At 52.5% G+C, this 22,726-nt stretch carries 22 protein-coding genes; 10 read left to right on the top strand and 12 right to left on the bottom strand.

Annotated features, from left to right (window positions below):
• Nucleotides 1–306: hypothetical protein (locus LQZ21_RS09480; RefSeq protein ID WP_411044087.1), on the top strand; the 306-nt coding region annotated here is incomplete at its 5' end.
• A 223-nt stretch (nucleotides 307–529) separates the two neighbouring features.
• Nucleotides 530–775, top strand: coding sequence for a UPF0175 family protein (locus tag LQZ21_RS09485; RefSeq protein ID WP_411044088.1), 246 nt, complete (start codon nucleotides 530–532; stop codon nucleotides 773–775).
• 757 nt (nucleotides 776–1,532) lie between these two features.
• On the opposite strand, the gene LQZ21_RS09490 is transcribed toward LQZ21_RS09485, so the two are convergent.
• The 3 genes from LQZ21_RS09490 to LQZ21_RS09500 all read right to left on the bottom strand — a co-directional run bounded on the left by LQZ21_RS09490 (nucleotide 1,533) and on the right by LQZ21_RS09500 (nucleotide 3,351).
• Nucleotides 1,533–2,489, bottom strand: coding sequence for a metal ABC transporter substrate-binding protein (locus tag LQZ21_RS09490; RefSeq protein ID WP_411044089.1), 957 nt, complete (start codon nucleotides 2,487–2,489; stop codon nucleotides 1,533–1,535).
• Nucleotides 2,490–2,623: 134 nt separating this feature from the next.
• Complete coding sequence (locus tag LQZ21_RS09495) at nucleotides 2,624–2,902, bottom strand: hypothetical protein (protein WP_411044090.1); 279 nt, start codon at nucleotides 2,900–2,902, stop codon at nucleotides 2,624–2,626.
• A 29-nt stretch (nucleotides 2,903–2,931) separates the two neighbouring features.
• Nucleotides 2,932–3,351: a Fur family transcriptional regulator gene (locus LQZ21_RS09500; RefSeq protein ID WP_411044091.1), complete on the bottom strand. Its 420-nt coding sequence runs from the start codon at nucleotides 3,349–3,351 to the stop codon at nucleotides 2,932–2,934.
• A gap of 156 nt (nucleotides 3,352–3,507) precedes the next feature.
• On the opposite strand from LQZ21_RS09500, the gene LQZ21_RS09505 reads away from it, so the two are divergent.
• Entirely contained in the window at nucleotides 3,508–4,194 is a 687-nt protein-coding gene (locus tag LQZ21_RS09505) for a hypothetical protein (protein ID WP_411044092.1), read from the top strand.
• A 22-nt stretch (nucleotides 4,195–4,216) separates the two neighbouring features.
• On the opposite strand, the gene LQZ21_RS09510 is transcribed toward LQZ21_RS09505, so the two are convergent.
• The 9 genes from LQZ21_RS09510 to LQZ21_RS09550 all read right to left on the bottom strand — a co-directional run bounded on the left by LQZ21_RS09510 (nucleotide 4,217) and on the right by LQZ21_RS09550 (nucleotide 14,592).
• A complete protein-coding gene (locus tag LQZ21_RS09510) occupies nucleotides 4,217–6,379 on the bottom strand; it encodes a heavy metal translocating P-type ATPase (protein WP_411044093.1) in 2,163 nt (720 codons plus the stop codon).
• Between the two features lie 116 nt (nucleotides 6,380–6,495).
• Entirely contained in the window at nucleotides 6,496–6,861 is a 366-nt protein-coding gene (locus tag LQZ21_RS09515; protein ID WP_411044094.1) for an ArsR/SmtB family transcription factor, read from the bottom strand.
• A gap of 172 nt (nucleotides 6,862–7,033) precedes the next feature.
• Nucleotides 7,034–8,011: an NAD-dependent epimerase/dehydratase family protein gene (locus LQZ21_RS09520; RefSeq protein ID WP_411044095.1), complete on the bottom strand. Its 978-nt coding sequence runs from the start codon at nucleotides 8,009–8,011 to the stop codon at nucleotides 7,034–7,036.
• 59 nt (nucleotides 8,012–8,070) lie between these two features.
• Complete coding sequence (locus LQZ21_RS09525; RefSeq protein WP_411044096.1) at nucleotides 8,071–8,541, bottom strand: VOC family protein; 471 nt, start codon at nucleotides 8,539–8,541, stop codon at nucleotides 8,071–8,073.
• Between the two features lie 80 nt (nucleotides 8,542–8,621).
• On the bottom strand, nucleotides 8,622–9,470 hold the full coding sequence (locus tag LQZ21_RS09530) for a carbohydrate ABC transporter permease (RefSeq protein ID WP_411044097.1): 849 nt from the start codon (nucleotides 9,468–9,470) through the stop codon (nucleotides 8,622–8,624).
• 2 nt (nucleotides 9,471–9,472) lie between these two features.
• Nucleotides 9,473–10,384 carry a carbohydrate ABC transporter permease gene (locus LQZ21_RS09535; protein ID WP_411044098.1) on the bottom strand — a complete coding sequence of 304 codons (912 nt, stop codon included), beginning with the start codon at nucleotides 10,382–10,384 and terminating at the stop codon, nucleotides 9,473–9,475.
• 168 nt (nucleotides 10,385–10,552) lie between these two features.
• Complete coding sequence (locus LQZ21_RS09540) at nucleotides 10,553–11,854, bottom strand: ABC transporter substrate-binding protein (protein ID WP_411044099.1); 1,302 nt, start codon at nucleotides 11,852–11,854, stop codon at nucleotides 10,553–10,555.
• 403 nt (nucleotides 11,855–12,257) lie between these two features.
• Nucleotides 12,258–13,331 (bottom strand): LacI family DNA-binding transcriptional regulator, encoded by a 1,074-nt coding sequence (locus LQZ21_RS09545; RefSeq protein WP_411044100.1) that lies wholly within the window; start codon nucleotides 13,329–13,331, stop codon nucleotides 12,258–12,260.
• A gap of 478 nt (nucleotides 13,332–13,809) precedes the next feature.
• Complete coding sequence (locus LQZ21_RS09550; RefSeq protein WP_411044101.1) at nucleotides 13,810–14,592, bottom strand: RluA family pseudouridine synthase; 783 nt, start codon at nucleotides 14,590–14,592, stop codon at nucleotides 13,810–13,812.
• 311 nt (nucleotides 14,593–14,903) lie between these two features.
• Here LQZ21_RS09550 and LQZ21_RS09555 point away from each other — a divergent pair, with 311 nt between their 5' ends.
• From LQZ21_RS09555 to LQZ21_RS09585, 7 genes are read left to right on the top strand one after another with little or no spacing between them, the layout of a single operon-like run.
• Entirely contained in the window at nucleotides 14,904–15,851 is a 948-nt protein-coding gene (locus LQZ21_RS09555; protein WP_411044102.1) for a sugar phosphate isomerase family, read from the top strand.
• A gap of 38 nt (nucleotides 15,852–15,889) precedes the next feature.
• Nucleotides 15,890–17,131 carry an ABC transporter substrate-binding protein gene (locus LQZ21_RS09560; RefSeq protein ID WP_411044103.1) on the top strand — a complete coding sequence of 414 codons (1,242 nt, stop codon included), beginning with the start codon at nucleotides 15,890–15,892 and terminating at the stop codon, nucleotides 17,129–17,131.
• A 21-nt stretch (nucleotides 17,132–17,152) separates the two neighbouring features.
• Complete coding sequence (locus LQZ21_RS09565; protein ID WP_411044104.1) at nucleotides 17,153–18,031, top strand: carbohydrate ABC transporter permease; 879 nt, start codon at nucleotides 17,153–17,155, stop codon at nucleotides 18,029–18,031.
• Nucleotides 18,028–18,846 (top strand): carbohydrate ABC transporter permease, encoded by an 819-nt coding sequence (locus tag LQZ21_RS09570; protein WP_411044105.1) that lies wholly within the window; start codon nucleotides 18,028–18,030, stop codon nucleotides 18,844–18,846. The genes LQZ21_RS09565 and LQZ21_RS09570 overlap by 4 nt, the downstream gene beginning before the upstream one ends.
• Nucleotides 18,847–18,862: 16 nt before the next feature.
• Complete coding sequence (locus tag LQZ21_RS09575) at nucleotides 18,863–19,468, top strand: carbohydrate-binding family 9-like protein (RefSeq protein WP_411044106.1); 606 nt, start codon at nucleotides 18,863–18,865, stop codon at nucleotides 19,466–19,468.
• Between the two features lie 39 nt (nucleotides 19,469–19,507).
• The gene (locus tag LQZ21_RS09580; protein WP_411044107.1) at nucleotides 19,508–20,818 is read left to right on the top strand and encodes a DegT/DnrJ/EryC1/StrS family aminotransferase; all 1,311 of its coding nucleotides are present in this window, start codon (nucleotides 19,508–19,510) and stop codon (nucleotides 20,816–20,818) included.
• Nucleotides 20,818–22,713: a beta-N-acetylhexosaminidase gene (locus tag LQZ21_RS09585; RefSeq protein WP_411044108.1), complete on the top strand. Its 1,896-nt coding sequence runs from the start codon at nucleotides 20,818–20,820 to the stop codon at nucleotides 22,711–22,713. The genes LQZ21_RS09580 and LQZ21_RS09585 overlap by 1 nt, the downstream gene beginning before the upstream one ends.
• The last annotated feature ends 13 nt before the right edge of the window (nucleotides 22,714–22,726 follow it).

The following is a 22,726-nucleotide window of genomic DNA, read 5'->3' on the forward strand; positions in this document are numbered from 1 at the left end:
ATGCTCACGACATCGAAAGCCGAGCTCGAACAGTTGAAAAGCGAATTAGCACCCTTACGGACACGCTCGACGGAGCTCTTGCAAACAGCGCAGAACTCGGAGCAGGAATTGAACGGGCTCAGGACAGCCTTGAGGAAAGCCGAGCTCTCCTTGACGAGCTTGGAACACTCCTGGGAAAACTACCGGAGCGCGGCGGAACAGCGGATACAACGCCTTGAGCGGGGCAGACGCTGGTACCTCGCCCTTATCATCGGGAGCCTTGCCGCTGCCGCGGGAGGGTGGACCGCCTTTGCGGTGACACGGTAGGACCGAATTAGGTGAATACCGAATTAAGAATTTAACCACAAAGGCGCAGAAGGCGAAGAAGGAAGAATTAGGAGAGAGGAGTTAGGAGAGGTAACCACGAACCACACGAACGAAGAAGGAGGTACGGTCCAGTTTTGGCTACGATGTTTTTTGAGGTACGCTCCATCAGTGAGGACAAAAATCGGCTATTCCAAAGTAACTAAATAGGTGATATATTAAAGATATGGAAATGCATCTTACTCTTACCATGCCGGAAATGACTGATCTCCATCCGACTGATGTGCAGATATTTACGGCGGCCAAACTTTACGAAGCCCAGAAGTTGTCCCTTGGACAAGCTGCCGAAGCCGCTGGGCTTTCCAAACGGACATTTGCCGAACTACTTGGCCGATATGGGGTCTCGTTGTTTTCACAAAATGCCGAAGAATTGGAATCGGATATTAGGAATGCCCGACAATTATTACCATAAACTGATAATTGCCGATACAAGCTGCCTGATTGCCTTGAGTAATGACCCCCCCGACTGAGGCCTCTTCCCCCCCACCCCCCGGCACTCCGACAGTTTAGGCCCGTGCCGGCGCAGCCCGGCGGGGAATTACGCCCTGCTCACGACTCCGGTATCCCCCGCGACCACCACCGGTTAGCGCGTAGGGGTACCCCCCCGGCTAAGGCATCTTCCCCCCCCACCCCCCGGCAGTTTAGGCCCGTGCCGGCGCAGCCCGGCGGGGAATTACGCCCCGCTCGCGACTCCGGTATCCCCCGCGACCACCACCGGTTAGCGCGTAGGGGTACCCCCCGCGGCTAAGGCCTCTTCCCCCCGGCACTCCGACAGTTTAGGCCCGTGCCGGCGCAGCCCGGCGGGGAATTACGCCCTGCCCGCGTCTCTGGAATTCCCCGCGACCACCACCGGTTAGCGCGTAGGGGTACCCCCCACGGCTAAGGCATCTTCCCCCCCGGCACTCCGACAGTTTAGGCCCGTGCCGGCGCAGCCCGGCGGGGAATTACGCCCTGCCCGCGTCTCTGGAATTCCCCGCGGTAACAGACCGTTTACGGGCTGTGGACGCGGACTCTACAGGTTAGCGGGCAGGGCGTAATTCCCCGCCGGGCTGCGTTCAAGCCTAAACCGTCGGAAAAGAGCTACGCGGACTCTACAGGTTAGCGGGCAGGGCGTAATTCCCCGCCGGGCTTGCTTTAGCCCAGGCCTAAACTCCCGGAAAAGAGCCCTTTCAGTACAGGGCTTCTTTTAAATTTCGCACATTTTGAGACATGAGGTCATAGTAGTTTTCCCCCCGGTCAAAATCCCTTTTGGAGATGTTATGGACCGCGTGGAGCAGCAGTTTTTTCGTCCCGGTTTCCTCGCAGATGGTGTCGGCGATTTTTTCGTTGGAAAGCTCGATATGGAAAACCACGGGGATCTTCTCCGCCCTGACCTTGTTCACCAGGAAGGCTATGGTGGCGGCGCTGCATTCGGTTTCGGTGGAGCAGCCGGGGAAGGCGGCAAAATAGTCAAGACCATAGGCGTCGGCAAAGTAACGGAAGGGGAAACGGTCGCCAAAGACAAAGGTCTTCCGTTTCGCGCCGTTTATCATACTCTGGAAAGAAGCGTCCAGGTCCGTTAATTTGGCCAGATAGGACTGGGTATTCTTTTCATAGGCCGCAGCATTGGCCGCGTCCCGGCCCTTAAGCGCCTCGGCGATCTTCTGGACAATAAGTTTCGCGTTTTTGGGAGAAGTCCAGACATGTTCGTCGTATTCCACTTCTTCTTCTTCGAGGCCTTCCTCCTCCTCCTCATCCTGCATCCCTTCGACAACAAGCTCTTCCACCACCTCCACGCAGTCCATAAGGGTGATGATCTCCATGCGGCCCGTATCAATTGATTCGAGGATCCGTTCTACCCAAGCGTCGGACTCCCCTCCCACATAGATAAAGATATCGCAGTTTTGTATTTTGACAATATCCTGGGGGGTCGGTTCAAAGGAGTGGCTTTCCGCCCCCGGCTGCAGCAGCATGGTGAGGTTAACCCGGTCCCCGGCAATTTCCCGGACAAAATCATAGGGAGGAAAAATAGAGGTAACCACATTTATTTTCCCATTCTCCCTTCCCGCATCCTTCCGTCCCCTGGCCGGCAGAACCGCGGCGAGGGATACCAATACACAAATAAAAAGAACTATCCGTTTCATCATAAAAACTCCTGTTAGTGAGGCTGTTTCAAAATCCGCTGGTCCGATGGAACCAACGGCTTTGAAAGATAGGCTTTGCTTAAAGCAAGCTTGGATTGGGACCCCTTGCAACCCATCCGGACCGCAAGGGGGGTTCGTCATAGATTCATCTTTACTTTTAACCGTACGGCGCTTAAGGGAATAAAACGAAACACAACCAAATGCAACATAACGAGGGCCATCCACCGGACCGCTGCGGAATATTCGGGCAGCACGGCGTTTTTCGCCTGCCGGGAAAAATTCGCCGCCCCCTGTATCAGGGGACAGACCGGACAGCCCTCGCCGGGGCAATCATGCTCCCCATGGGGGAGGATATAATTTTCCGAAAAGAGGGAGGCCGAAACAAAGCAAAAACAAAGGCTTATCAAAAAAAACATGGTCCTGTTCGTAAGTTTATCCCCGCCCCTTAAACGCCGGTAAGACATTTTTTACAAGTTCCATAAAACACCGTCTTGAGCATATCCAGTTGGAAATTATGTTTGCGGAGCAGGTGTCTTTCAATTTTATTCAGGAAATCACAGTCCAGATGAATGAGGTCGCCGCAGATTTCGCATTTCATGTGAAAATGTTCCCGGCAGACCCGTTCGTTGTCTATGTATTGGTAACAGGCGCTTTTGTCATCCAGCAGGTACTTGCGGATCTTTCCTTCAGCCGCCAGCCTTTCAAGATGCCGGTAGATGGTGGTTTGCCCAATATCCTCTTCCGTATCTTCAAAGTGGCGCACAATTTGATTAACCGTTACATGGTTGTTCCCCAGGGACTTCATATAATTAAGAATACCTTGCCCCTGCCGGGTGTGATAATTTGCCGGGCGTTTATGCGTCATAGCTTGGTATCATAGTGTATTTTATCATCCTTGTCAATATGAAAATGAATATTATTTTCATTTTAGGAATAAAAATAGAGAAAATTGATGAAAACCGGTTTTCGGGGGCGCCCGTAGTTTTTGTTCGGAGGCCCGAAAAATTTCCGATAATAAACTATGCGCCGGATCTTCTTTTGGGGTATCTGTTTTATGCTCGCCGTATGGGGGAACCTGCATAGCCAGGAGGTATTGCGGGGGGAAGTCCGGGTCGATCTGGAGCCGGTATACGCCCGGTTTATCGATGTTCCCCATCCCCTGGATACCCAAAGCGCCCACCAAAGGGCCCTGGAAGAGGCGGCCCTGTTTTATTCCGCCATGATCTATGGCTGGTCCTTTTATTACGATATCGGTGAAAAAGCCCGGGGGATCGCGGAAGTTTTTGAGCTTACCCCGGTAGGGGCCATTGCATTTGGGGACCCCGGCCTCTATGCCACCGATGCCAAGGTAGCGGACAACTACCTGTACCTCTATACCGATTATCGCCTTACCGAGGCCCAGAAACGGCGGGTGGGTATGTGGAAATCCGGAACCGTCCGCAGCGCCCAGGCAATCGGGCACGGTCCCCTGGGGGGGGCCGTGGAAATGTCCGACTGGATCACCATCAAGACCACGGCCCTGGAAGACGCCGCCCGGGCAGCGGTCCGGGCCGTACTTCGGGGCAGCGAGCGGAACCGGCCCAAGGAAGCCCGGGGCTTTATCAGCCTTGCCGCCTTTCCCCTGTATTGGATAGACGGGGCGCAATGGGCGGTTTCTGCCCGGTTCAGGATGGAAGTTACCGAAATTGTCCCCTTCGCGGCATATTAACCGCCGGCAAAGGGGCTTTCCTTCAATTTTGGGAGAGCGCCCGGGGCTTGCCCCTTTTCATTACCCGCATGGCGTTGAGGATGGCGATCAGGGCCACCCCCACATCACCGAATACCGCTTCCCACATGGTGGCTAACCCTAACGCGCCCAGGACCAGGATGAGGGCCTTAACCGACAAGGCAAAGATGATGTTCTGCCAGACGATATTCCGGGTTCGCCGGGCGAGGTGGATGGCGTTGGCAATTTTTGAGGGCTCGTCGGTCATCAGCACCACGTCCGCGGCCTCAATGGCCGCATCGGAACCAATGCCCCCCATGGCAATGCCGATGTCACTACGGGCCAGCACCGGCGCGTCGTTGATACCGTCCCCCACAAAAACCAGTTTGCCCGAGCCGGATTTGTTCCGCTCCAGTGCTTCAAGGCTTTCAACTTTTTGGTGAGGGAGGAGTTCCGCATACACCGCATCCAGGCCGATCTGTTTTGCGATGCTTTCACCTACCGCTTTACTGTCCCCGGTGAACATGGCGATCTGTTTTACCCCCAGGGCCCGCAGGTCCTCCACCGCCCGGAGGCTGTCGGCTTTCAGCTCGTCGGAAATAACGAGGCAGCCGGCATAGGCGCCGTTCACCGCCAGGTACACGACGGTTCCCGGCTCCTCCATGGTGGGAAGCGGGATCTCCGCGGCTTCAAACAGTTTAGCGTTCCCCGCCAGAATTTGGGCGTCCCCGACGCGGACGGAAACCCCCTTCCCGGCGATTTCCTCACAGCCTTCGATCGCGCCGGGGTCAATTTCCTTTCCGTAGGCGTTCCTGATTGAAAGGGCTATGGGGTGGCTGGAGTTTGATTCCGCATGGGCAGCGTAGTAGAGCAGTTTTTCTTCCGTAAGGTCCCCGGCGGGAATAACCTTGGTTACCCTGAACACTCCCCGGGTCAAGGTTCCGGTCTTGTCAAACACCACGGTGTCCACGTTGGTAAGGGCTTCAAGGTAGTTGCTTCCTTTCACGAGGATGCCGTTTCTTGAAGCGCCGCCGATGCCGCCAAAAAAACTTAAGGGTATGGAGATAACCAAGGCGCAGGGGCAGGAGACCACGAGGAACACCAGGGCCCGGTTGATCCATTCGGGGAAGCTTGCGCCGGGGATAAACAGGGGTGGAAAAATCGCCAGGGCCGCGGCGGTGAACACGACCACGGGGGTATAATACCGGGCGAATTTGGTGATGAAATTTTCCGTGACGGATTTTTTGCTCCCCGCGTTTTGTACCAGGTTGAGGATCTTTGAGACCGTGGATTCCCCAAAAGCCTTGCTTACTTCTATGGTAAGGAGGCCGCTTTTATTGATCGAGCCCGAAAGGACGGCGCTGCCCTTCTCCACATCCCGGGGGAGGGATTCGCCGGTGAGGGCCGAGGTGTCGAGGGCGGAAGCCCCCGCTACCACCACGCCGTCGAGGGGGATTTTTTCGCCGGGCTTCACCACAATAAGGGATCCGATGCCGACCGTTTCCGGGGATACCCGTTCAAGGCCGGCGGCGGTTTTCAGGTTGGCGTAATCGGGCCTGATGTCCATAAGGGCGGAGATGGATTTGCGGGAATGTCCCACGGCGTAATTCTGAAAGGCCTCGCCGATCTGATAGAAGATCATCACCGCCGCGCCTTCGGGGTATTCGCCGATGGCAAAGGCTCCGATGGTGGCGATACTCATCAAAAAGTTTTCGTCGAATATTTCACCCTTGGAAATATTTTTGACTGCCTTGATAAGCACTTTGCCGCCCACCAGGAGATAACTCGCCAGAAAAACAGCAAGTCGCAAAAGCGGGGTCAGGGGCGAAACATACTCAAAGACCAGCCCCAGGGCAAAGAGGCCCATACCGAGGATGAGGCTTAAACGCCCGATCCAGTTCTTTGCCGGAACCCGCGCTTTGCCTGCCGCCTCCTCCTGCTTTGGAGGGGAAACCGCGTCGTACAGTTCGACAGACGGTTCAAGGCTTTTGATGATCTCGCCGGTACGGGTCATAATGTCGTCCCATAACCCGGCATTTTGCGCTTCGATGACCAGTTTTTGTACGGGAAAATCAACCACGGCCCGGCTTACTCCGTCCAGATTACCGATATGCTTTTCAATTTTTTCCGCGCATTTAGGGCAGCAGAGATTGTGGAGAATATACTCCCGTTTTAATACCGCTTCCATGACTCCTCCTTCATTTTACCGATATAGGCTGCTTCTGTCATATCAAACTCCTCAGCAAATTAGAATTGAACAACTGATTACCTGTTCAACTGTTAAGGTAAAAAAAACACCCGGTCTTACTCGCACACATGGACCAACCCTTGAGCAAAGATGGTCCCCACATGTTCATCTTCCAGGGAATAATAGACCACTTTCCCCTCCCGGCGGTACTTTACGAGCCGGGTCTGCCGCAGAGTCCTCAGCTGGTGGGAAATGGCGGATTTGCTCATGCCCAAAAGGGCCGCAATATCGCAGACGCACATTTCGGCCCGCAGCAGGGCGCAGAGGATTTTGACCCTGGTGGAATCGCTGAAAACCTTAAACAGGTCCGCCAGGTCCAACAACACCTCATCGCTGGGCATTTCCCCCCTGACCGCGGCGACCACTTCCTCGTGGATTATATTGCACTCAAGGCTTTCAATGTCCAAAATATCCCTTCCCATAACACCCCTTTAACAGTTGAATATATGCTCATATATAATATACCAAGGCCCATGTGGTATGTCAAGCGTTTTTTCATAAATTTGGGGCTGTTTTAAGATTTCAGTTTTAAAACAGCCCCATTCTTCATTGATTTGGTTTCGGGAAAGGCTCCCCTAGCCCGGTAATTCCGGTCTACCATACATGGTATACGTCGTGGACCTTTTCGCCCCGAAGGACCTTCCGTTCCCGATCAATGTTCCACCGCACATGCTCCCGGAGCTCCGTGGTGGCATCAAAGGAGAGGCCGAAAACCCTCTTGAGTTTATCTACCTTAACATGGACGGGGGCCTGCCGTATCTCCCCCGCTGGGGGGACTACCTTGGAAGGGGTACCGGGGACCAAGTCTATGGCCATCCGGGCAATGTCCGCCCAGGAGGTAAAGGGCTCTCCCAGGGCGAGGAATATTTCCTCATCCAGATCACTTTCCGCCAGTTTTAGGTAAACCTGGGCTATCTGGGCGGAAGAGATAAACTGGGTGCCGTCATATTCGGAAATTTCCATGTTTTCGCCCTTCAGTACTGACCGGGCTATATCCCGAAACCGCGTGTCCGATTGGGAAGCGCCTCCCTCAAAGGCGGGGTTTGAAAAGGTATAACCCGGCCGGATGATGTTGCGCCGGATCTTTACTGCGGCGCCCCGTACTCCCTGACCAGTATAGTACTGCCGGAACCCGATCAGGTACTTTTCCGTAGCCGCTTTGGTGGAGCCGTAGAGATCATCAGGGGTACAGAAGGTGGTTTCATCGGCGCCGTCCTGGTTCCTGCCAAAGACCGCGGTGGAACTGGTATAAATAAAATTTTTTACCCCGGCCTGTTCCGCCTTTTCCAGCAGAAAAACCGTAACCCGGGTATCATGATCGAGCATCTCCACCGGAGTATTTCCCCAGCCCAGGGCAATATGGATCACCACGTCACAACCGTGCAGGGCCTTTTCCATTATCCCTAGATTCAGAAGGTCCCCCTTTACCAGGGTAAGATTTTTTTGTTCGCCAATTTGAGGAATCCGCTCTGGGGTTCTGGTATAGGCGACGATCTCATGCCCCGCTTTCAAAAGGGCCTTGGTCACATACTGACCGATATTTCCGGTCCCACCGGTAATAAAAATTTTCACTGTGTAAAATCTCCTTTCGTTTTATATCTGGGTAAGCAGGAGAGCCGTAATCCCGGCATTCAAGCCGGGGAATAATTCTCCAGGAGTTCAATATAACATTTAAGATCCTTCCGGGCATCCAGGTAGGCATATTCACCGCCACCATTCCCGTATTTTCCCCGTTGTACGCAGGAGAGGCCGAATTTCTCGCTAGCCCGGATCTTGTCGTCCATTCCTTTTACCCCAAAAGCAATATGATGCAGCCCTTCCCCGTGTTCGTCCAGGTAATCCTGCCACACGCTTTTCGCGCCATTGGGCTGGATAAGCTCTATTTGTACCTGAGGCCCCACGTCAAAAAATGCCATACGGCAATTGGCATCCGGGGCGGGCTTGCCTTGGTATTGGGTCCCGGTAATTTCAAATTTTCCACCGTCAACAACGGCCGGCGGGGAAACCCCTAAAAATTCCGCGAATTTGATCCTGGCTTGTTCCACATCCCGTACAATAAATGCCACCTGAGTGAGGACATTTGATCCAATAATTCCGTCCATGCTAAATCCTCCTTGTAGTATAAAACTATTTCAAAATCCCTTGGAAACCCCGGTTGGGTCCTGCTAGGATCGCAAAATCCCTATCCTTTAATCCCTGTGGTAGCAATTCCCTGCACAAAATATTTTTGGGCGACAAAAAACAAAAACAAAAGGGGCAGTAAGGTGAGCAGGGATACCGCCATAAGCAGGTTGATTTGCTGGGGCCCATATTTGGAGCTAAAAAATTGCAACCCGATGGCTATGGTGTACAGCTTTTCGGAATTGAGGTAGATGAGTTGGGTCATAAAATCGTTCCAGTTGTTGATCAAGGAAAAAACCAATACCGTAATCAGAGCGGGACGGCACAGGGGGATCATGATAAAAAGGAAGATCCTGAAGGTATTACAACCATCTATCTTGGCGGCTTCGTCCAGTTCCCTGGGTATGGTACGAAAAAACTGCCGGAGGAGGAAGATATAAAAGGCCCCCACCGCAAAATATTGGGGTACCAGAATAGGTAAAAAAGTGTTGATCCATTTTAACTTGGAAAAAACCTGGTACACCGGTATCAGGGTAACCTGGTTTGGCAGCATCATGGTACTTATCACCAGCACAAACAGGATAGGATTCGCCTTGGATCGGAACCGGGCAAAACCATAGGCCACCAGGGATGAGGATATCACCGTCCCCAGGGCCCCCACCAAGGCCACAAATATGGTATTCCACAGGTAGCTGCCAAAGGGCAGCAGGGCCCAACCGTTTATAAAACTGGTCAATACCGGCGGATGGGGTATCCACCGGGGGGGAACCAGGTAAAGCTGTTCTGTGGGTTTAAAGGACGAAGACACCAGCCACGCAAAGGGCAGGACGAATATCACCCCCATAATAAAAATCAAAATATAACCGGCCAGGGATGAAAGAATTTGATTTAGTTTTTTATCACTCCTCACAATTAATTACCTCCACTATAATAAACCCACCGTTTGGAAGTTTTCATAATAAAGAGGGTCAGGACCAAGGTCGCGGCAAAGAGGATCCAGGCTATGGCACTGCCGTAACCTGCCAGGTAATACCGAAAGGCGTTGTCAAAGAGGTATTGCACATACACATACATACCCCGGTTTCTGCCCACATTGGCGTTAAGGTTGGCGAAGATGTAGGGCTGCATAAAGACTTGAAAGGCGCCGATGATCCCGAGAATCAAATTAAAAAATATGGTCGGGGATATCTGGGGCAATTTGATATTAAAAAGTTTTCTCACCGGGCCCGCCCCGTCCATATCGGCGCTTTCGTATAGTTCATTGGGGATATCCTGCAGAGCGGCGAGAAAGATCAACATCTGCCCCCCCACGGAGTGGAGGCTCATGATCACAATGGCGGGGATACTCCATTTGGGGTCCGTAAGCCAGTTGGGTCCTTTTATGCCGACAATCGACAGAAGGTAATTGATAAGGCCGTAATTGGCATTGAAGATCCAACTCCAAAGCAGTACCGTGGAAATCCCCGCCACTACGCTGGGCAAATAAAAAACAGTCCTGAATATACCGATGCCCCGGAGTTTCATATTCAAAAGGGATGCAAGAAAGAAGGCAAGAATAAGCTGCAGGGGAACCCCTAAAATAGAAAAATAAGCCGTGTTCATGGCAGCGGCTTTGAAAAGGGGATCGGTAAAAACATAGTAGTAGTTTTCAAATCCGACAAAGTTACCCATTTTCCCAATGGTTGAATCGGTAAAAGACAAAAAAAGGGAATACAACATGGGAAAAAAGATAAATGCGGAAAATCCGACTATCCATGGACTGATATAGATAAAAAAGTTCATGGTTTCGTGCTTTTGTAAAGGCGATCTGTTTATTCTACGCATACTATTTGCATACCTCCATCACCAAGCCTAATACAAATCCTCGTAAAATGCAAAATTAACATACCCCACGGCAAACCAAGTACGTCTCATCGGGCTTTTAATGAGCGGCGGCAGTTCCAATATCATGGCCCTCACGGAAACTGGATTTTGGAACTGCCCCAACAGACGCTAATTAATACCAAGACCGCGAAGGATGGGCCGGGCCCGGGCGGTTATTTCATTCACCCCGGCGGTAACATCCGCCGCCCCTTGTCCCTGTTTCAAGGTGTCCCAATACTCGTTGATCGTGTCGTTTACCTGGGCAAAGGGCCCGCCGGGAATGGAGAGGATCGCGTTGGGAATCGTATCAATAAAGACCTGCAGATTTAACGGCGCCCCAAAATCATAGGCGGTGAAGACCGAAGCGGCATTATGGGTGGGCGGAATGGCCGCCACGCTGGCCAGGGCCAGAGATTCGCTGTCCGTGGTTGCCCATTTGATAAAGTCCCAGGCGGCATCCTTGTTTTTGCTGCCCTCCCAGATACCATAACCTTCGACAATACTCCACACCGGGGTAAGGCCGCTTTCTTTCATGGTAGGCATCATAGCCAGGTCCCACTCAAAGGAATCGCCGATGTTCTGGACAAAGTTATAAATATCCCAAAGATTGATGGGCATTAAACCGGACCGCCCCCCAAAGAAACGCTGCTCCGCCAAAAGTCCGGAGGATTCTTCAAAGGTGGGCATAATCTTGTATTTGTACATCAGATCCGCGAAAAACTGCACCCCCCTGATGCTTTCCGGCGTATCCAGGGCAAGCTGGGTAAAGTCCTTGTTGTAGTAGCCGCCGCCGTAGTAGAAGGGGAGGATCTGCTGCCACACCCAGTGGTCGGTCAGGCCATAGATCTTATTGGCGCCGCTTCCTTGGGTAATTGCCTGAGCCGCCTGGATAAGATCGTCCCAGGTCCAGGGTCCTTGGGGGATAGTGATCCCGGCAGCAGCAAAGATGTCCTTATTCACCGCCAGGGCAAAGGGACATAGGCCTATGGGCAGACTCTCGAGTTTACCGTCGGGGAGGCGGAACCCGGAGAGACTACGGTCATAATAGATGCTCAGATCCACTCCATCCCGCTCAATAAAGGGCCGAAGGTCCGCCAACTCCTTGTTGTACAAATGGAACCAGTCATCGCTGGTCTCGAACACATCGGGCCCATCCCCGGAAGCGAGCATGGTGGCGAGTTTGCGATCATAATCCGGAGAAACTTCCAAATTTATCTTCACGTCCGGGTGGAGTTCCATATAACGCCTAACCTGCTCCTCCCTGGCGAGTTTTTCCGCGGGGAAACCCCAGGTAAATACACTGATTTCCTTTCCCCCACCGGAACTACCGGTAGAGGCGGCGGTACCGCCCGTATCCTTGCTGCAAGCGCCCAAAAGCAACAATACCCCCCCCAAGATCAGAGCCGCACCGGCTGCTACGTTCTTTTTCATCACTTTCCTCCATAAATATAGAAATAATATATGAGCCGGTCCCAAAATCGGTTGGTTTTCACCGGCTCTTACAGTTTCTCAAGGCAAAAGCCTGATAAAACTGTGTTTCACAAGGCTATTGGGACAAGTAAAGCATGTCCCCCAAAATCACCACAGGCTGCCGGCAGCTCACCTATGAACACGGTTTCAAAGATTGAAACCGTGTTCAATCTTTAATTCAACCTACTGTTTTCTCAATTACGCCTTTTCCAAACCCGCATCTCTTTTGAAAAGGTTTAAAAAACAGTCAAAGAACCGATATATTAAACATAAAACAAGCAAAACTTGTCGTTCCCTATCATGCCTGCCAAGCCATAGAAAAAACCTCAATATAGTAACATTATAACTGCCATCATCCCAAAAGTCAAATAAAATTTTTGCCCCGGTCCCTTCGCAGGCAGGAAGCGCGGATCACCAGTTTCCCCGGATAGGTCATGACAAAGTGGCTTGAACCGGGACGTTCGATGCACTCCACCACCTTGGCGGTGAGGGTCTTCATCATCTCGTCAAAGTCATAGCGCATGGTGGTAAGGGGGGGATCGAAGTATTGGCTGACCAGGGTGTCATCGGAGCCGATGATGGAAACATCCCCGGGAACTTTCAAACCATACTGGCGCAGGACCTCCACCACCCCAAAGGCCATAATGTCATTGGCGCACACAATACAAGTGGGCATGGGCGGCTTGCGTTCCATAAACCGGGAAAAAGCCTCCACCGCATGGGTCCGGGTAAAGGCCCCTGCCTGGAGGATAAATTCGTCCCGGACCGGAAGCCCGTTGCGGCTCATCCCTTCCCTGAAAATACTGATAATATCCACCCCCGACTGGTGGACCATATCGGCACAGACAAACATGATATCCCGGTGCCCCAGGCTTGCCGCATAATCGACGATTTCTGCAAAACCACGGTAATCCAGCCGGACCAGGATGCGGTTCCGCTCGTTTTTCTCAGGAATACACTGATTGAAGATCCCCGTCACAAAGCCCTGTTCTATCAGGTTTTCAATCAGATCATAGGAATTGGGAAAACCCACAAATATCCCCCCGTCAATTCGGTTCTGCTTAAACATATCCACGATTTTCTTTTGTTCCACCTTGCAGGCCGGATCGGAAACCTGATAAACCAGCACATAATATTTCGCGGTGGAGGCGGTATTTATTATTCGTTCGGTCATAAAATTGACATGGGTATCTTCCAACCGGCTTTTAGGGCCCACCTGATCCCTCAGGGCATGGAAAAGACCGATGGTATAGGACTGTTTACCCGCCAGAATCCGGGCGCTAAAATTAGGGGAATAGGCGTGTTGTTCGATTATCTTAAGCACCCGTTCCCGGGTAGTGGGTTTTACAAAGGCATAATTGTTAATAACCCGGCTGACCGTTGCCCGGGACACACCGGCGATTTGCGCAATTTTGGCCGCATCAATACCTTTTGCCAAAAACCGCCTCCCGGGAATGAAGATAACGCCTTAATATGGCTTTCCCAAACCTTCAGTTTTGGGAAAACAGCCTTAGATCTGGTCCCTGCAAACGCTAAGTATACACATTAGTATAATCAACCTATTGGCAGATTGTAAAGGCTAAAATAATGACAAAACCACGAACCGATACAACCCCTCACAAACCTTTCATTTGAAAGCCGCGCTTTCATTCGTAACTACTCACCTCAACAGACCCGACACCATATTCCATAAGGACCCGCGCGAGAATAAAATGCCATGCATTTTATTCTAATTGCTTATGCAATAAGGAAATAACATGACCAATCGGTCATGTTATTTATGCGCGGGTCCTAACTCCTCCTTTCTATCTCCTATCTTTTTTTGTTCGTGTTGTTTCGTGGTTAATTTTCTTCGCTATACCCGGTCTTTTAGCCGTTACAACGACAGGGCGGGCACAGCAACAACCCCGCAAACGTCATTCCACGGATTTCCGGTCCCCGTTTTTTTCCATTTGACGGATCAGGGCCGCGAGGTCCCGGGGAGGGGGAGCTTCCAGGAGGAGGGAATTTGCCTGGTCAGAGCGGTAGGGGGGCAGGATCAATTGGGCGGCATGCAGGCCCAGCCGGGCGAGGAGGGGTTTTTCTTCCAGGGGGTCGCCCTGCCAGCCGCGCTTAAAAGAGGAGAGGAACACCGGCTTAAGGGAGCCGTAGAGGGGATCGTTGACGACGGGGTGGCCCAGGCTTGCCAGGTGTACCCGGATCTGGTGGGTGCGGCCGGTGGCGGGCAGGGCCTCCACCAGGCTGTAGTTCCCGGCGCTTAAAAGCAGCCGGAACCGGGTTTGGGATTTTTTGCCCCGGTATTGGTCGATAATGGTCCGGTGCCGCTTATCCCCGTTGGGGACCAGGGAGAGCTCGCAGCTTGTTTCGGTCCAGGAGGGACGGCCGTGAACCACCGCGAGGTATTGCTTGGTAACCTGCCGGGTTTCAAAGGCCGCGGAGAGCCGCTTATGGGTTTCACCGTCCCGGGCAAACACCACCAGCCCCGAGGTCTCCCGGTCAATGCGGTGAACCGTAAAGAGCCGGGGGGGCGGAATTGTGGGGTCCGCGGCTTTTTCGGCGTAATAGGCGGCCAGGATCCTGTCCAGCCGCTCCCTGGTATCGTCCCAGCGGTCGGCCCCCACACCGATCCCGGGGGCCTTGTCCACCACGGTGATAAAATCATCCTCGTATACCAGGGTAAAGGGCGGTTTCTGTTTCATCTGGGTTACGTCCGGTTATGCCTGAGCCGCCTTTCCCCAAAGCCGGTCTTACAGCCCCGAGGAATTTGAAACCGCTTTACCATAGCATCTTTATTGGAAAGGAAATTTATTACCGGGACCATGTTCCCTATACTAGCCTATTTAAAAACACCGCGCAAGGGAGCGGTTCAATAGATGGCGGCTGTTTCAAAAACAGCCGCGCTTTACAAAAAAAGCTTGACTTTTTTTGTAAAGCGCGTATATAATTCCTTTAATGATTTGTTCAGCAAACGAACAAATAGGCTCCATGGGTAAAGCATTCGGGGGGATATATGGTTAACTTTCAGGATACAAAAACAGGAACACTGCTTGAAAATTTTTATCCCGCAGGCTGGGATTTTGATCGGATAGATAAATGTATCGGCGCCCCGGAAACAGTGCTGGAACGCCAGCCGGGCTGGAACAAGGAGTATACGCCGGTTTTATGCGGGGACCTTGCCGAATTTGAAGTAAAAATGGGCCATGAAATTGCCCTCAAAATACGGGAAAGCAGTGAAAAAGGGCTGCCCCTTGCCCTGATCCTTCCGGCGGGGCCCATGGGTATGTACAAATGGACCGCATATTTCCTCAACGAATGGGGAGTGGACTGTTCCCAGGTAACTACCTTTAATATGGATGAATACGCCGATACCGAGGGCAATACCATAGGGGGCGGGGACAAGGCGAGTTTTGAATACGCCATGACCACCCATTTTTTCGATCATATCAAAAAACCCATACCGAAAAACCGGCGGAACTTTGCCACTAAAGACAGTCTTCCCCGTTATGAGGAGAAAATAAACGAGATCCGCAGGGCCGGGGGCAGTCTCATCCTGATCTATGGCATCGGCCGCATGTGCCATATCGCGTTCTGGGAACCTACCTTTGCGGCGGAATTCAAAACCGAAGCCGAATGGATGGCCGTCCCCTTTCGTTTGGGCGCAAAGCTCCATCCCCTGACGGTGGAACAGAATGCCCTGACCAGTTTTAAATCCAGGACGCCGTTGGTTCCGGCGACGGCCAACACCCTGGGGCCCAAGCTCCTTTTTTCCGCCGATTACGCCATCGGCGGCTGTGACGGGGTTTTAAGCCGGGGGATGCAGTGGCAGGGCCTCTCGTTCTGGATGACCCTGCGTTACGGCAAAACACCCTGGGTGCCTTCAACCTATACAACCACCCTGCCGGGCAAGCTCTTTTTTGTCAAAGAATTAGCCGGACCTCTTGAGCCTGAGTGTAATTGAGGCCGGATAGAAAATTGTTCTTATAGTAAGGAGGAAAAATGAAAAAGCTTATAGGATGTCTGCTGCCGATCCTGGTGATTCTGGCAGTCGTAACGGGATGTAAGGCTTCGGAGGAAAAGAAAACCGATCTTACCCTTTGGTGGCCCCCCTTCGGTACGGCGGAAAGTATGGACATGGAGTTCTGGACCAAAAGCCTTGCGCCCTGGGCGGAGGCCAACAAGGTAAACCTTTCGATAGAGATAACCCCCTGGGAAACCATCGAGGAAAAATACCTTACCGGTCTTTCATCCGGCGCGGGTCCCGATGTCGGTTATATGTATGCGGAAATGCTGGATCAGTTCGTGACCATGGGTTCCCTAGAAGATCTGGCGCCCTATTTCAGCCAGGCCGAATTGGACAACTATCTTTACACCGACATGGGATATGTTTACGGAAAGCTCTATACCCTGCCGATTATTGTCGGGAATGTGCGGGTGTTCTTCTTCAACATGGACCTGGTGGCCAAGGCCGGCATTACGACCCTGCCCCGGACCTGGGATGAATTTATCGAATTCGGCAAAAAGATGCAGGCCGCGAACCTGGGGGATGATATCTACATCTATGTGCCCCAATGGACCGATCGGCATTACGGTACCCTTCAGGAAGCATACTACCCCTTCCTCTGGACCGCCGGGGGGGACATCTTTACCCAGGACGGTTCCAGGATAGCCCTCCAGGACAATGACGCCGCGGTCAAGGCCGCCCAGTTTGTCTACGATCTCCTCTATGTGCATCAGATCGCTCCCCCCGAATCGCTGTCAAGCCTGGGGAAAATCGAGGAGCTTTTTGCCCAGGGAAAGGTCGTCTGTATGCACGGCGCTGGAACGGTGGCTCCGACCTTTGACGAGGCGGGAATCAACTGGGATTTTGTTACCAGTTTAAAAGACAAACGGGAAGCGGTTCAGCTGGTAGCGGATGTACTCTTTATGAACAGCGCGTCCAAAAACAAGGAACTTGCGGCAAGCCTTATGAAAGAGATGACCAAGCCTTCCATTATGGAAGTCTTTCATACGGAGGTATCACCCTTCCCGCCCATTTCCAGGGGGGAAGCCTATAAGGACAATCCCAAATTCCGTTCCTTCTACGAGAACCCCCAAAACGTGGTGATCATTCCGGTGGCGAAAAATAATTTTCAGATCCAGGATAATCTCTTCAGGAATCTTCAACAGATGATGATGAATGAAATGAGCCCCGAACAGGCTATCCAGGAAACGGTCAATTACGCGAACCTGCTCAATTAGCGCGGGGTTTTGGAGAAAATCATGAGGAAGCTTAAAAACGATGGGGTCCAGGCAGCGGCCTTTATCTTTCCCAGTTTTTTGCTCCTTTTGATTTTCTCTTTGATTCCCGCGCTTATGAATATCTTCTTCAGTTTTACCAAATTCAATGTGGTGCAGCCGCCCCAGATAATCGGTCTTGCCAATTACGGGCGGCTTTTTAAGGACCCCTATATAGCCGCCTCCCTGCGGAATACCCTGGTTTATATGCTCCTCACCGTTCCATTCCAAACCTTCATTTCCCTGGTTTTGGCAGCCCTGCTGGTAGAAGGGTTCAAAAACCGTTTCGGCGAATTTATCAGGAGCGCCCTTTTTATTCCGGTGATTGCTTCCAACGTGCTGGTGGGAACCCTCTGGGCCATCATGTTTCAGCATCAGGGGATAATCAACGGAATCCTCGGACTTTTTTCAATCAATCCGGTGAATTGGCTTGGGGATAAAAATACCGCCATAGTTTCGGTTTCCATAGTTTCGGTTTGGAAGGACATCGGTTATTACCTGGTTATCTACTATGCCGGGATCATGGATATCCCCGCAACCTACTACGAGGCCGCCCGGGTGGACGGGGCAGGGACATTCCAGCGTTTCTGGTACATTACTATCCCTTCCCTCAAGCCGGTCACCTATCTTATTTTGACCATGGGGACCATCTGGTCGTTCCAGGTATTTGACATCATCTATACCATGACCGGGGGAGGGCCCGGGCTTTCAACCCTTACCCTGGTTTACACGGTCTATACCTCGGCCTTCAAGGAATTCAACATGGGTTACGCAGCCTGCACGGCCCTGCTTCTTCTCTGCTTTGTACTGATCCTTTCCCTGATTCAAAAGAGAGTGCTCAGGGGCGCAGGGGGCAGCGAATGATAAAGCCTGCCAAACGATGGCCGCTTATGCTCCCGGCGCTGTTTCTTGCCGGTATGGCGGCGCTGGCCATTGTGCCCTTTGTATTTATGTTTATCACCTCTCTGACGAGCAAGCGTTACCTGAGTTTTAATTTTGACCCTTCCGATTTCAGTATCAAGAATTATCCTATTATTTTTAACAATCTGAATATCGGGAGAAATATGTTAAACAGCGTTATTGTTACGTTCTTTGCCTGTTTCTTTAACTGCCTTATCGGATCCATGGCGGCCTACGGGTTTGCGAAAAAACGTTTCCGCTTTCGGGAAGCCCTGTTCATGCTCTATCTGGCCACCATTATGCTCCCTACCCAGGTAAAACTCATTCCGGTTTATACCATCATCCGCTATGGAGGACTGATGAACACCTACCCTGCCCTGTTCCTGCCGCTGATTGACGCCTTTGGGGTGTTCCTGATACGGCAGTTTATGTTTAATGTTCCCGATGAACTTCTGGAAGCCGCCAACATTGACGGCTGCGGCGAATCAAGAAAATTTTTCACCATTGTTATTCCCCTGATCAAGCCGGTGCTGGTGTCCCTGACGATATTCACCTTCATCAACTGCTGGAATGATTTCCTGTGGCCCCTGGTGATTACCACCAGGCCCCAAATGCAAACGCTGACCCTGGCCCTGGCTGCCTTGCGGGGGAACTATCTAACCAATTATGGCCTGGTAATGTCCGGCGCCACCATAGCCTTTCTTCCCTCGTTTTTCCTCTTTCTGATATTACAAAAACAGTTTGTGGAGGGAATCACCTTAAGCGGGATAAAGGGATAGGAGAGGAAAAAGGATCATGCACACGTACCCTGCGATCTATGAAGAAGGGATTCCCCCCTGGGACTCGCTTGAAAAAGCTGAAATAACGATTCCCCAGTGGATAATGCCCCCGGAAGGACTCGCCGCTTTTGCCCGGCTCTGTTATGATCAGGAAAAACTTAAACTCAGGCTCCAGGCGCAGGAGAAAAAAATTCTTTCCCGCTTCTCGGGCCTTACCGACATGGTCTGTAACGACAGCTGCCTTGAGTTTTTCTTCTCCCCCGTTGAAGGGGATCTTCGTTATTTCAATTTTGAATTCAATCCCCGGGGTTCCCTGTACCTGGGTTACGGCGTTGACCGGGATCATTCCCATCGTCTCTACATTCCCGAATACCGGGAGCTTTTTGCGGTCAGCCCTTTTTCGGTGGCGGGGGGATGGGGGATAGATTTTTCCATACCCCTGACCTTCATACGCATTTACGCCCCGGCTTTCACGTTGGAAACGGGCCGGGCCTTTCGGGCGAATTTTTACAAGTGCGGCGATGAAACCGAAGTCCCCCACTACCTCGTCTGGAATACGGTGGAAAGCCCGGTACCGGATTTCCACCGGCCTGAGTGTTTTGGAAAAATAGTTTTGGAGTAGTCTATCATTGCTATAGCCGCAGTGCGGCAGGAGGAAATTATGGCGAAGAAAGCATCGGATTTTAGATATAACACCGGGGCGGCAAAGGTCCCCTGGGCGGCGGTGGGGGAAAACTACAACGCCAAGGATGTAATGGCCTTTATCAAATTCTTGATGCAGGGCCGGGGAAAGGAATACAACGAAGCCCTGCAGGAAGTGAAGGGGGCGGTGAATACATTGGCCGGCTTGTCCTCGCCCCCGGGAAAACTTTCCCTGGGAACCGAGGTTGAAAAGGCGGAAGCGGCCTGCGATAACTACCTGGGAACGTCCGGCAGCATACTGCTCTGCAACTGTACCGCCGGTTTTGAAATTGCCTACAAATACGCCAACATCGGCCCCGGCGACGAGGTCATCGTACCGGCCATCACCTTTATGGCGACCATAGCCTATCCCCTTTCGGTGGGGGCAAAACTGGTTTTTGCCGACATTGATCCCAAAACAGTGAATATCGATCCCGCTGATGTGGAACGGAAAATTACCAGGAAAACAAAGATGATCGTTCCCGTGGACATCGGCGGTTATCCCGTTGACCTGGATCCCCTCATGGCGCTTGCAAAAAAACACGACCTGGTGGTACTTGAGGATGCGGCCCACGCTTTTGGCGCGCAATACAAGGGCAGGATGGTGGGAACCACCGCGCACTTTACGGGCTTTAGTTTCCATGAGGTAAAAAACAACACCTCTTTGGGTGAAGGGGGGCTCCTTACCACCACCATCCCCGGCTTCGAGGCTGATATGAAACGGGCGCGGTTTCTGGGGCTTGATTTTAGCCGTAAGTCCAAGGACTGGCTCTACGATGTCACCGCCATCCCAGGCAAATACGGCCCTTCGGTTCCGGGAAACGCCTCGGTAACGGAGATCCAGGCCCTGGGGCTGCTGCAACAGATGGGCCGCTACGAAGCTATCCTGACGGAACGCCGCAGGGCGGCCGCCAGGGTCACCAAGCGGCTGTCTAAAAATCCCGCCATCATTCCCCAGGATCCGGGAAACAGGGATTATGTTTCCACATTCCATCTCTACCAGATCCAGATCGATCCCGAAAAAGCCGGCGGCGACGTACAGCAATTCAAGGCAAAGATGAGCGCCAAGGGGGTTACCAATATTCCCCACTTTGGTCCCCTCTACCGTTTTGAAATTATCCGCCAGCTGGGCTATAAGTCCGAAGCCATCGCCAAAACCTGTCCGGTCTGTGAAGATGTATTCTACCGCCGCTATACCCATCTTCCCCTTTACGGGCTTTCCGATGAGCAGCTTGATTACATGGCCGATACCGCCATGGAATGTGTGGCGGAAATGCAGGCCGGAAAATAATGACCACCATACAAGTTCTGGGCGATACCTCCGTACGGGAAGGTTTTGAAGCGATCCGGGATCTCCTCGATCTCCGCCACGGGACGGGGGGCATCCAAGTTGAAGCGGAAAAGACCACCGGGTCCCTGCTTGAAGTAAAAGGCGGTTCGGGAAAATACCGGATCCGTTTTTCCGAAAAAGTTTTTTTCTTCCGCGGCCTGGGGCTTCTCTGTCAGGAACTGGAAAAGGGAAACCAGGATATCGCGGTAACCGAAATCCCCCGTTTCACCATGGACGGGGCCATGTACGACGTGACCCAGGGAAACGCGGTGATGCGGGTCTCCACGGTAAAAGAAATTTTACGGCGCATGTCCCTGATGGGCCTCAATATGTTCATGCTTTATGTGGAAGACAGTTATGACCTGAAAGACAACCCTTATTTCGGGTACATGCGTTCCCGCTACTCACCGGAGGAACTCAAAGCGCTGGATGATTTCGCCTGGGCCCTGGGAATAGAGATGATCCCCTGCATCCAAACCCTGGCCCATCTCATCGACGTGCTTAAATGGGAAGCCTACCGGGACATCCGCGAAGACGACGACACCTTGCTGGTGGGAGAGGAAAAGACCTATCGTTTTGTGGAACAAATGATAACCCAGAGCGCGGCCCCTTTCCGTACCAAACGCATGCATATCGGTATGGACGAGGCCTGGGAACTGGGGCAGGGACAGTACCTGCTTAAAAACGGCTACCGCAGTAAATTCGACATCATGAACGAACACCTGGCAAGGGTGGCGGAGATCTGCCGCAAAAACGGCATACGGGCCATGATATGGAGCGACATGTACTTCCGCGCCGCCTCGCCCACCGGGGACTATTACGACAGCTCCGCCCCGATACCGCCGGAAGTTTCCGCCGCCGCTCCCCCGGACATACAGATGGTCTACTGGGATTATTACCACGATACCGTGGACTTCTACCGGGAATGGCTCCAACGGCACCGCGCCTTTCCGGGGGGAACGGTCTTTGCCGGGGGCATGTGGAACTGGACCGGCTTTGGTATGAACTGGGGGAAGACCGTTAAAAACACCAACGCCGCCCTCCAGGCCTGCAAGGAATCGGGCTGCAAAGAAGTTTTTATGACCGTATGGGGAGACGACACCACCGAGTCCAGCGTATATACCACCCTGCTGGGGCTTCAGCTCTATGCGGAACATAATTTCCATGACGAGATAGATCTTGCATCTTTTAGGGAACGGGCCTCCTTCTGTACCGGAATGGACGGTGAACATTTTGAAGCCATAAGCCGCCTTAACGAGATCCCCGGAACCGAAGCGGGAAACCCCAAAAACTTCAACGCCGCGAAGATCCTCATCTGGCAGGACCCGTTGGCGGGACTTTTTGATTACGAAATCAGGGGGATTGAAACCGCCGGCCATTACGCCCAATGGGCCGCATATTACGAGGCGGCGGCCAAGGGCAGGGACCCCTACGGTCTCTTTGCCTTCTCCGCCCGGATTGCCCGGGTTTTGGAATTGAAAGCGGATCTGGGTAAAAAAATAAGCGCCGCCTATAAGGCGGGGGACCAGGCCGCCCTGGGGCTTTTGGCGGAAACCACCATCCCCGATCTGATACGGCGGACAGAAGAACTGCGGCGTTTCAACCGGGATTACTGGATGGCCAACATCAAGCCCCTGGGCTGGGAAGTTTTGGACCTGCGTTACGGGACCCTCCTCGCCCGGCTGGATACAACGGCATACCGGATCAAATCCTGGCTTGAAGGAAAAATTTCCGTTATAGAGGAGCTTGAAGAAAAGCGGCTCCCCTTTTCATCCCGGGGTCTTTCGGAATGTAATTGCTACGGCCGGGTAGTCATGTCCGGCAGGCTTTCGGCGAATATCTCTTACCGGTTTTAATGGGGAGGCGGCT

It is taken from the genome of Treponema sp. TIM-1 (assembly GCF_046533115.1).
In the GTDB taxonomy this organism is placed as follows: Bacteria; Spirochaetota; Spirochaetia; order Treponematales; family Breznakiellaceae; genus JAIRMO01.

Bases quoted from the DNA above. Each gene is read 5' to 3' on its own strand.
- LQZ21_RS09485 (WP_411044088.1), top strand. From the start codon at position 530: ATGGAAATGCATCTTACTCTTACCATGCCGGAAATGACTGATCTCCAT.
- LQZ21_RS09490 (WP_411044089.1), bottom strand. From the start codon at position 2,489: ATGATGAAACGGATAGTTCTTTTTATTTGTGTATTGGTATCCCTCGCC.
- LQZ21_RS09495 (WP_411044090.1), bottom strand. From the start codon at position 2,902: ATGTTTTTTTTGATAAGCCTTTGTTTTTGCTTTGTTTCGGCCTCCCTC.
- LQZ21_RS09500 (WP_411044091.1), bottom strand. From the start codon at position 3,351: ATGACGCATAAACGCCCGGCAAATTATCACACCCGGCAGGGGCAAGGT.
- LQZ21_RS09505 (WP_411044092.1), top strand. From the start codon at position 3,508: ATGCGCCGGATCTTCTTTTGGGGTATCTGTTTTATGCTCGCCGTATGG.
- LQZ21_RS09510 (WP_411044093.1), bottom strand. From the start codon at position 6,379: ATGGAAGCGGTATTAAAACGGGAGTATATTCTCCACAATCTCTGCTGC.
- LQZ21_RS09515 (WP_411044094.1), bottom strand. From the start codon at position 6,861: ATGGGAAGGGATATTTTGGACATTGAAAGCCTTGAGTGCAATATAATC.
- LQZ21_RS09525 (WP_411044096.1), bottom strand. From the start codon at position 8,541: ATGGACGGAATTATTGGATCAAATGTCCTCACTCAGGTGGCATTTATT.
- LQZ21_RS09535 (WP_411044098.1), bottom strand. From the start codon at position 10,384: ATGCGTAGAATAAACAGATCGCCTTTACAAAAGCACGAAACCATGAAC.
- LQZ21_RS09540 (WP_411044099.1), bottom strand. From the start codon at position 11,854: ATGAAAAAGAACGTAGCAGCCGGTGCGGCTCTGATCTTGGGGGGGGTA.
- LQZ21_RS09550 (WP_411044101.1), bottom strand. From the start codon at position 14,592: ATGAAACAGAAACCGCCCTTTACCCTGGTATACGAGGATGATTTTATC.
- LQZ21_RS09555 (WP_411044102.1), top strand. From the start codon at position 14,904: ATGGTTAACTTTCAGGATACAAAAACAGGAACACTGCTTGAAAATTTT.
- LQZ21_RS09560 (WP_411044103.1), top strand. From the start codon at position 15,890: ATGAAAAAGCTTATAGGATGTCTGCTGCCGATCCTGGTGATTCTGGCA.
- LQZ21_RS09565 (WP_411044104.1), top strand. From the start codon at position 17,153: ATGAGGAAGCTTAAAAACGATGGGGTCCAGGCAGCGGCCTTTATCTTT.
- LQZ21_RS09570 (WP_411044105.1), top strand. From the start codon at position 18,028: ATGATAAAGCCTGCCAAACGATGGCCGCTTATGCTCCCGGCGCTGTTT.
- LQZ21_RS09575 (WP_411044106.1), top strand. From the start codon at position 18,863: ATGCACACGTACCCTGCGATCTATGAAGAAGGGATTCCCCCCTGGGAC.
- LQZ21_RS09580 (WP_411044107.1), top strand. From the start codon at position 19,508: ATGGCGAAGAAAGCATCGGATTTTAGATATAACACCGGGGCGGCAAAG.
- LQZ21_RS09585 (WP_411044108.1), top strand. From the start codon at position 20,818: ATGACCACCATACAAGTTCTGGGCGATACCTCCGTACGGGAAGGTTTT.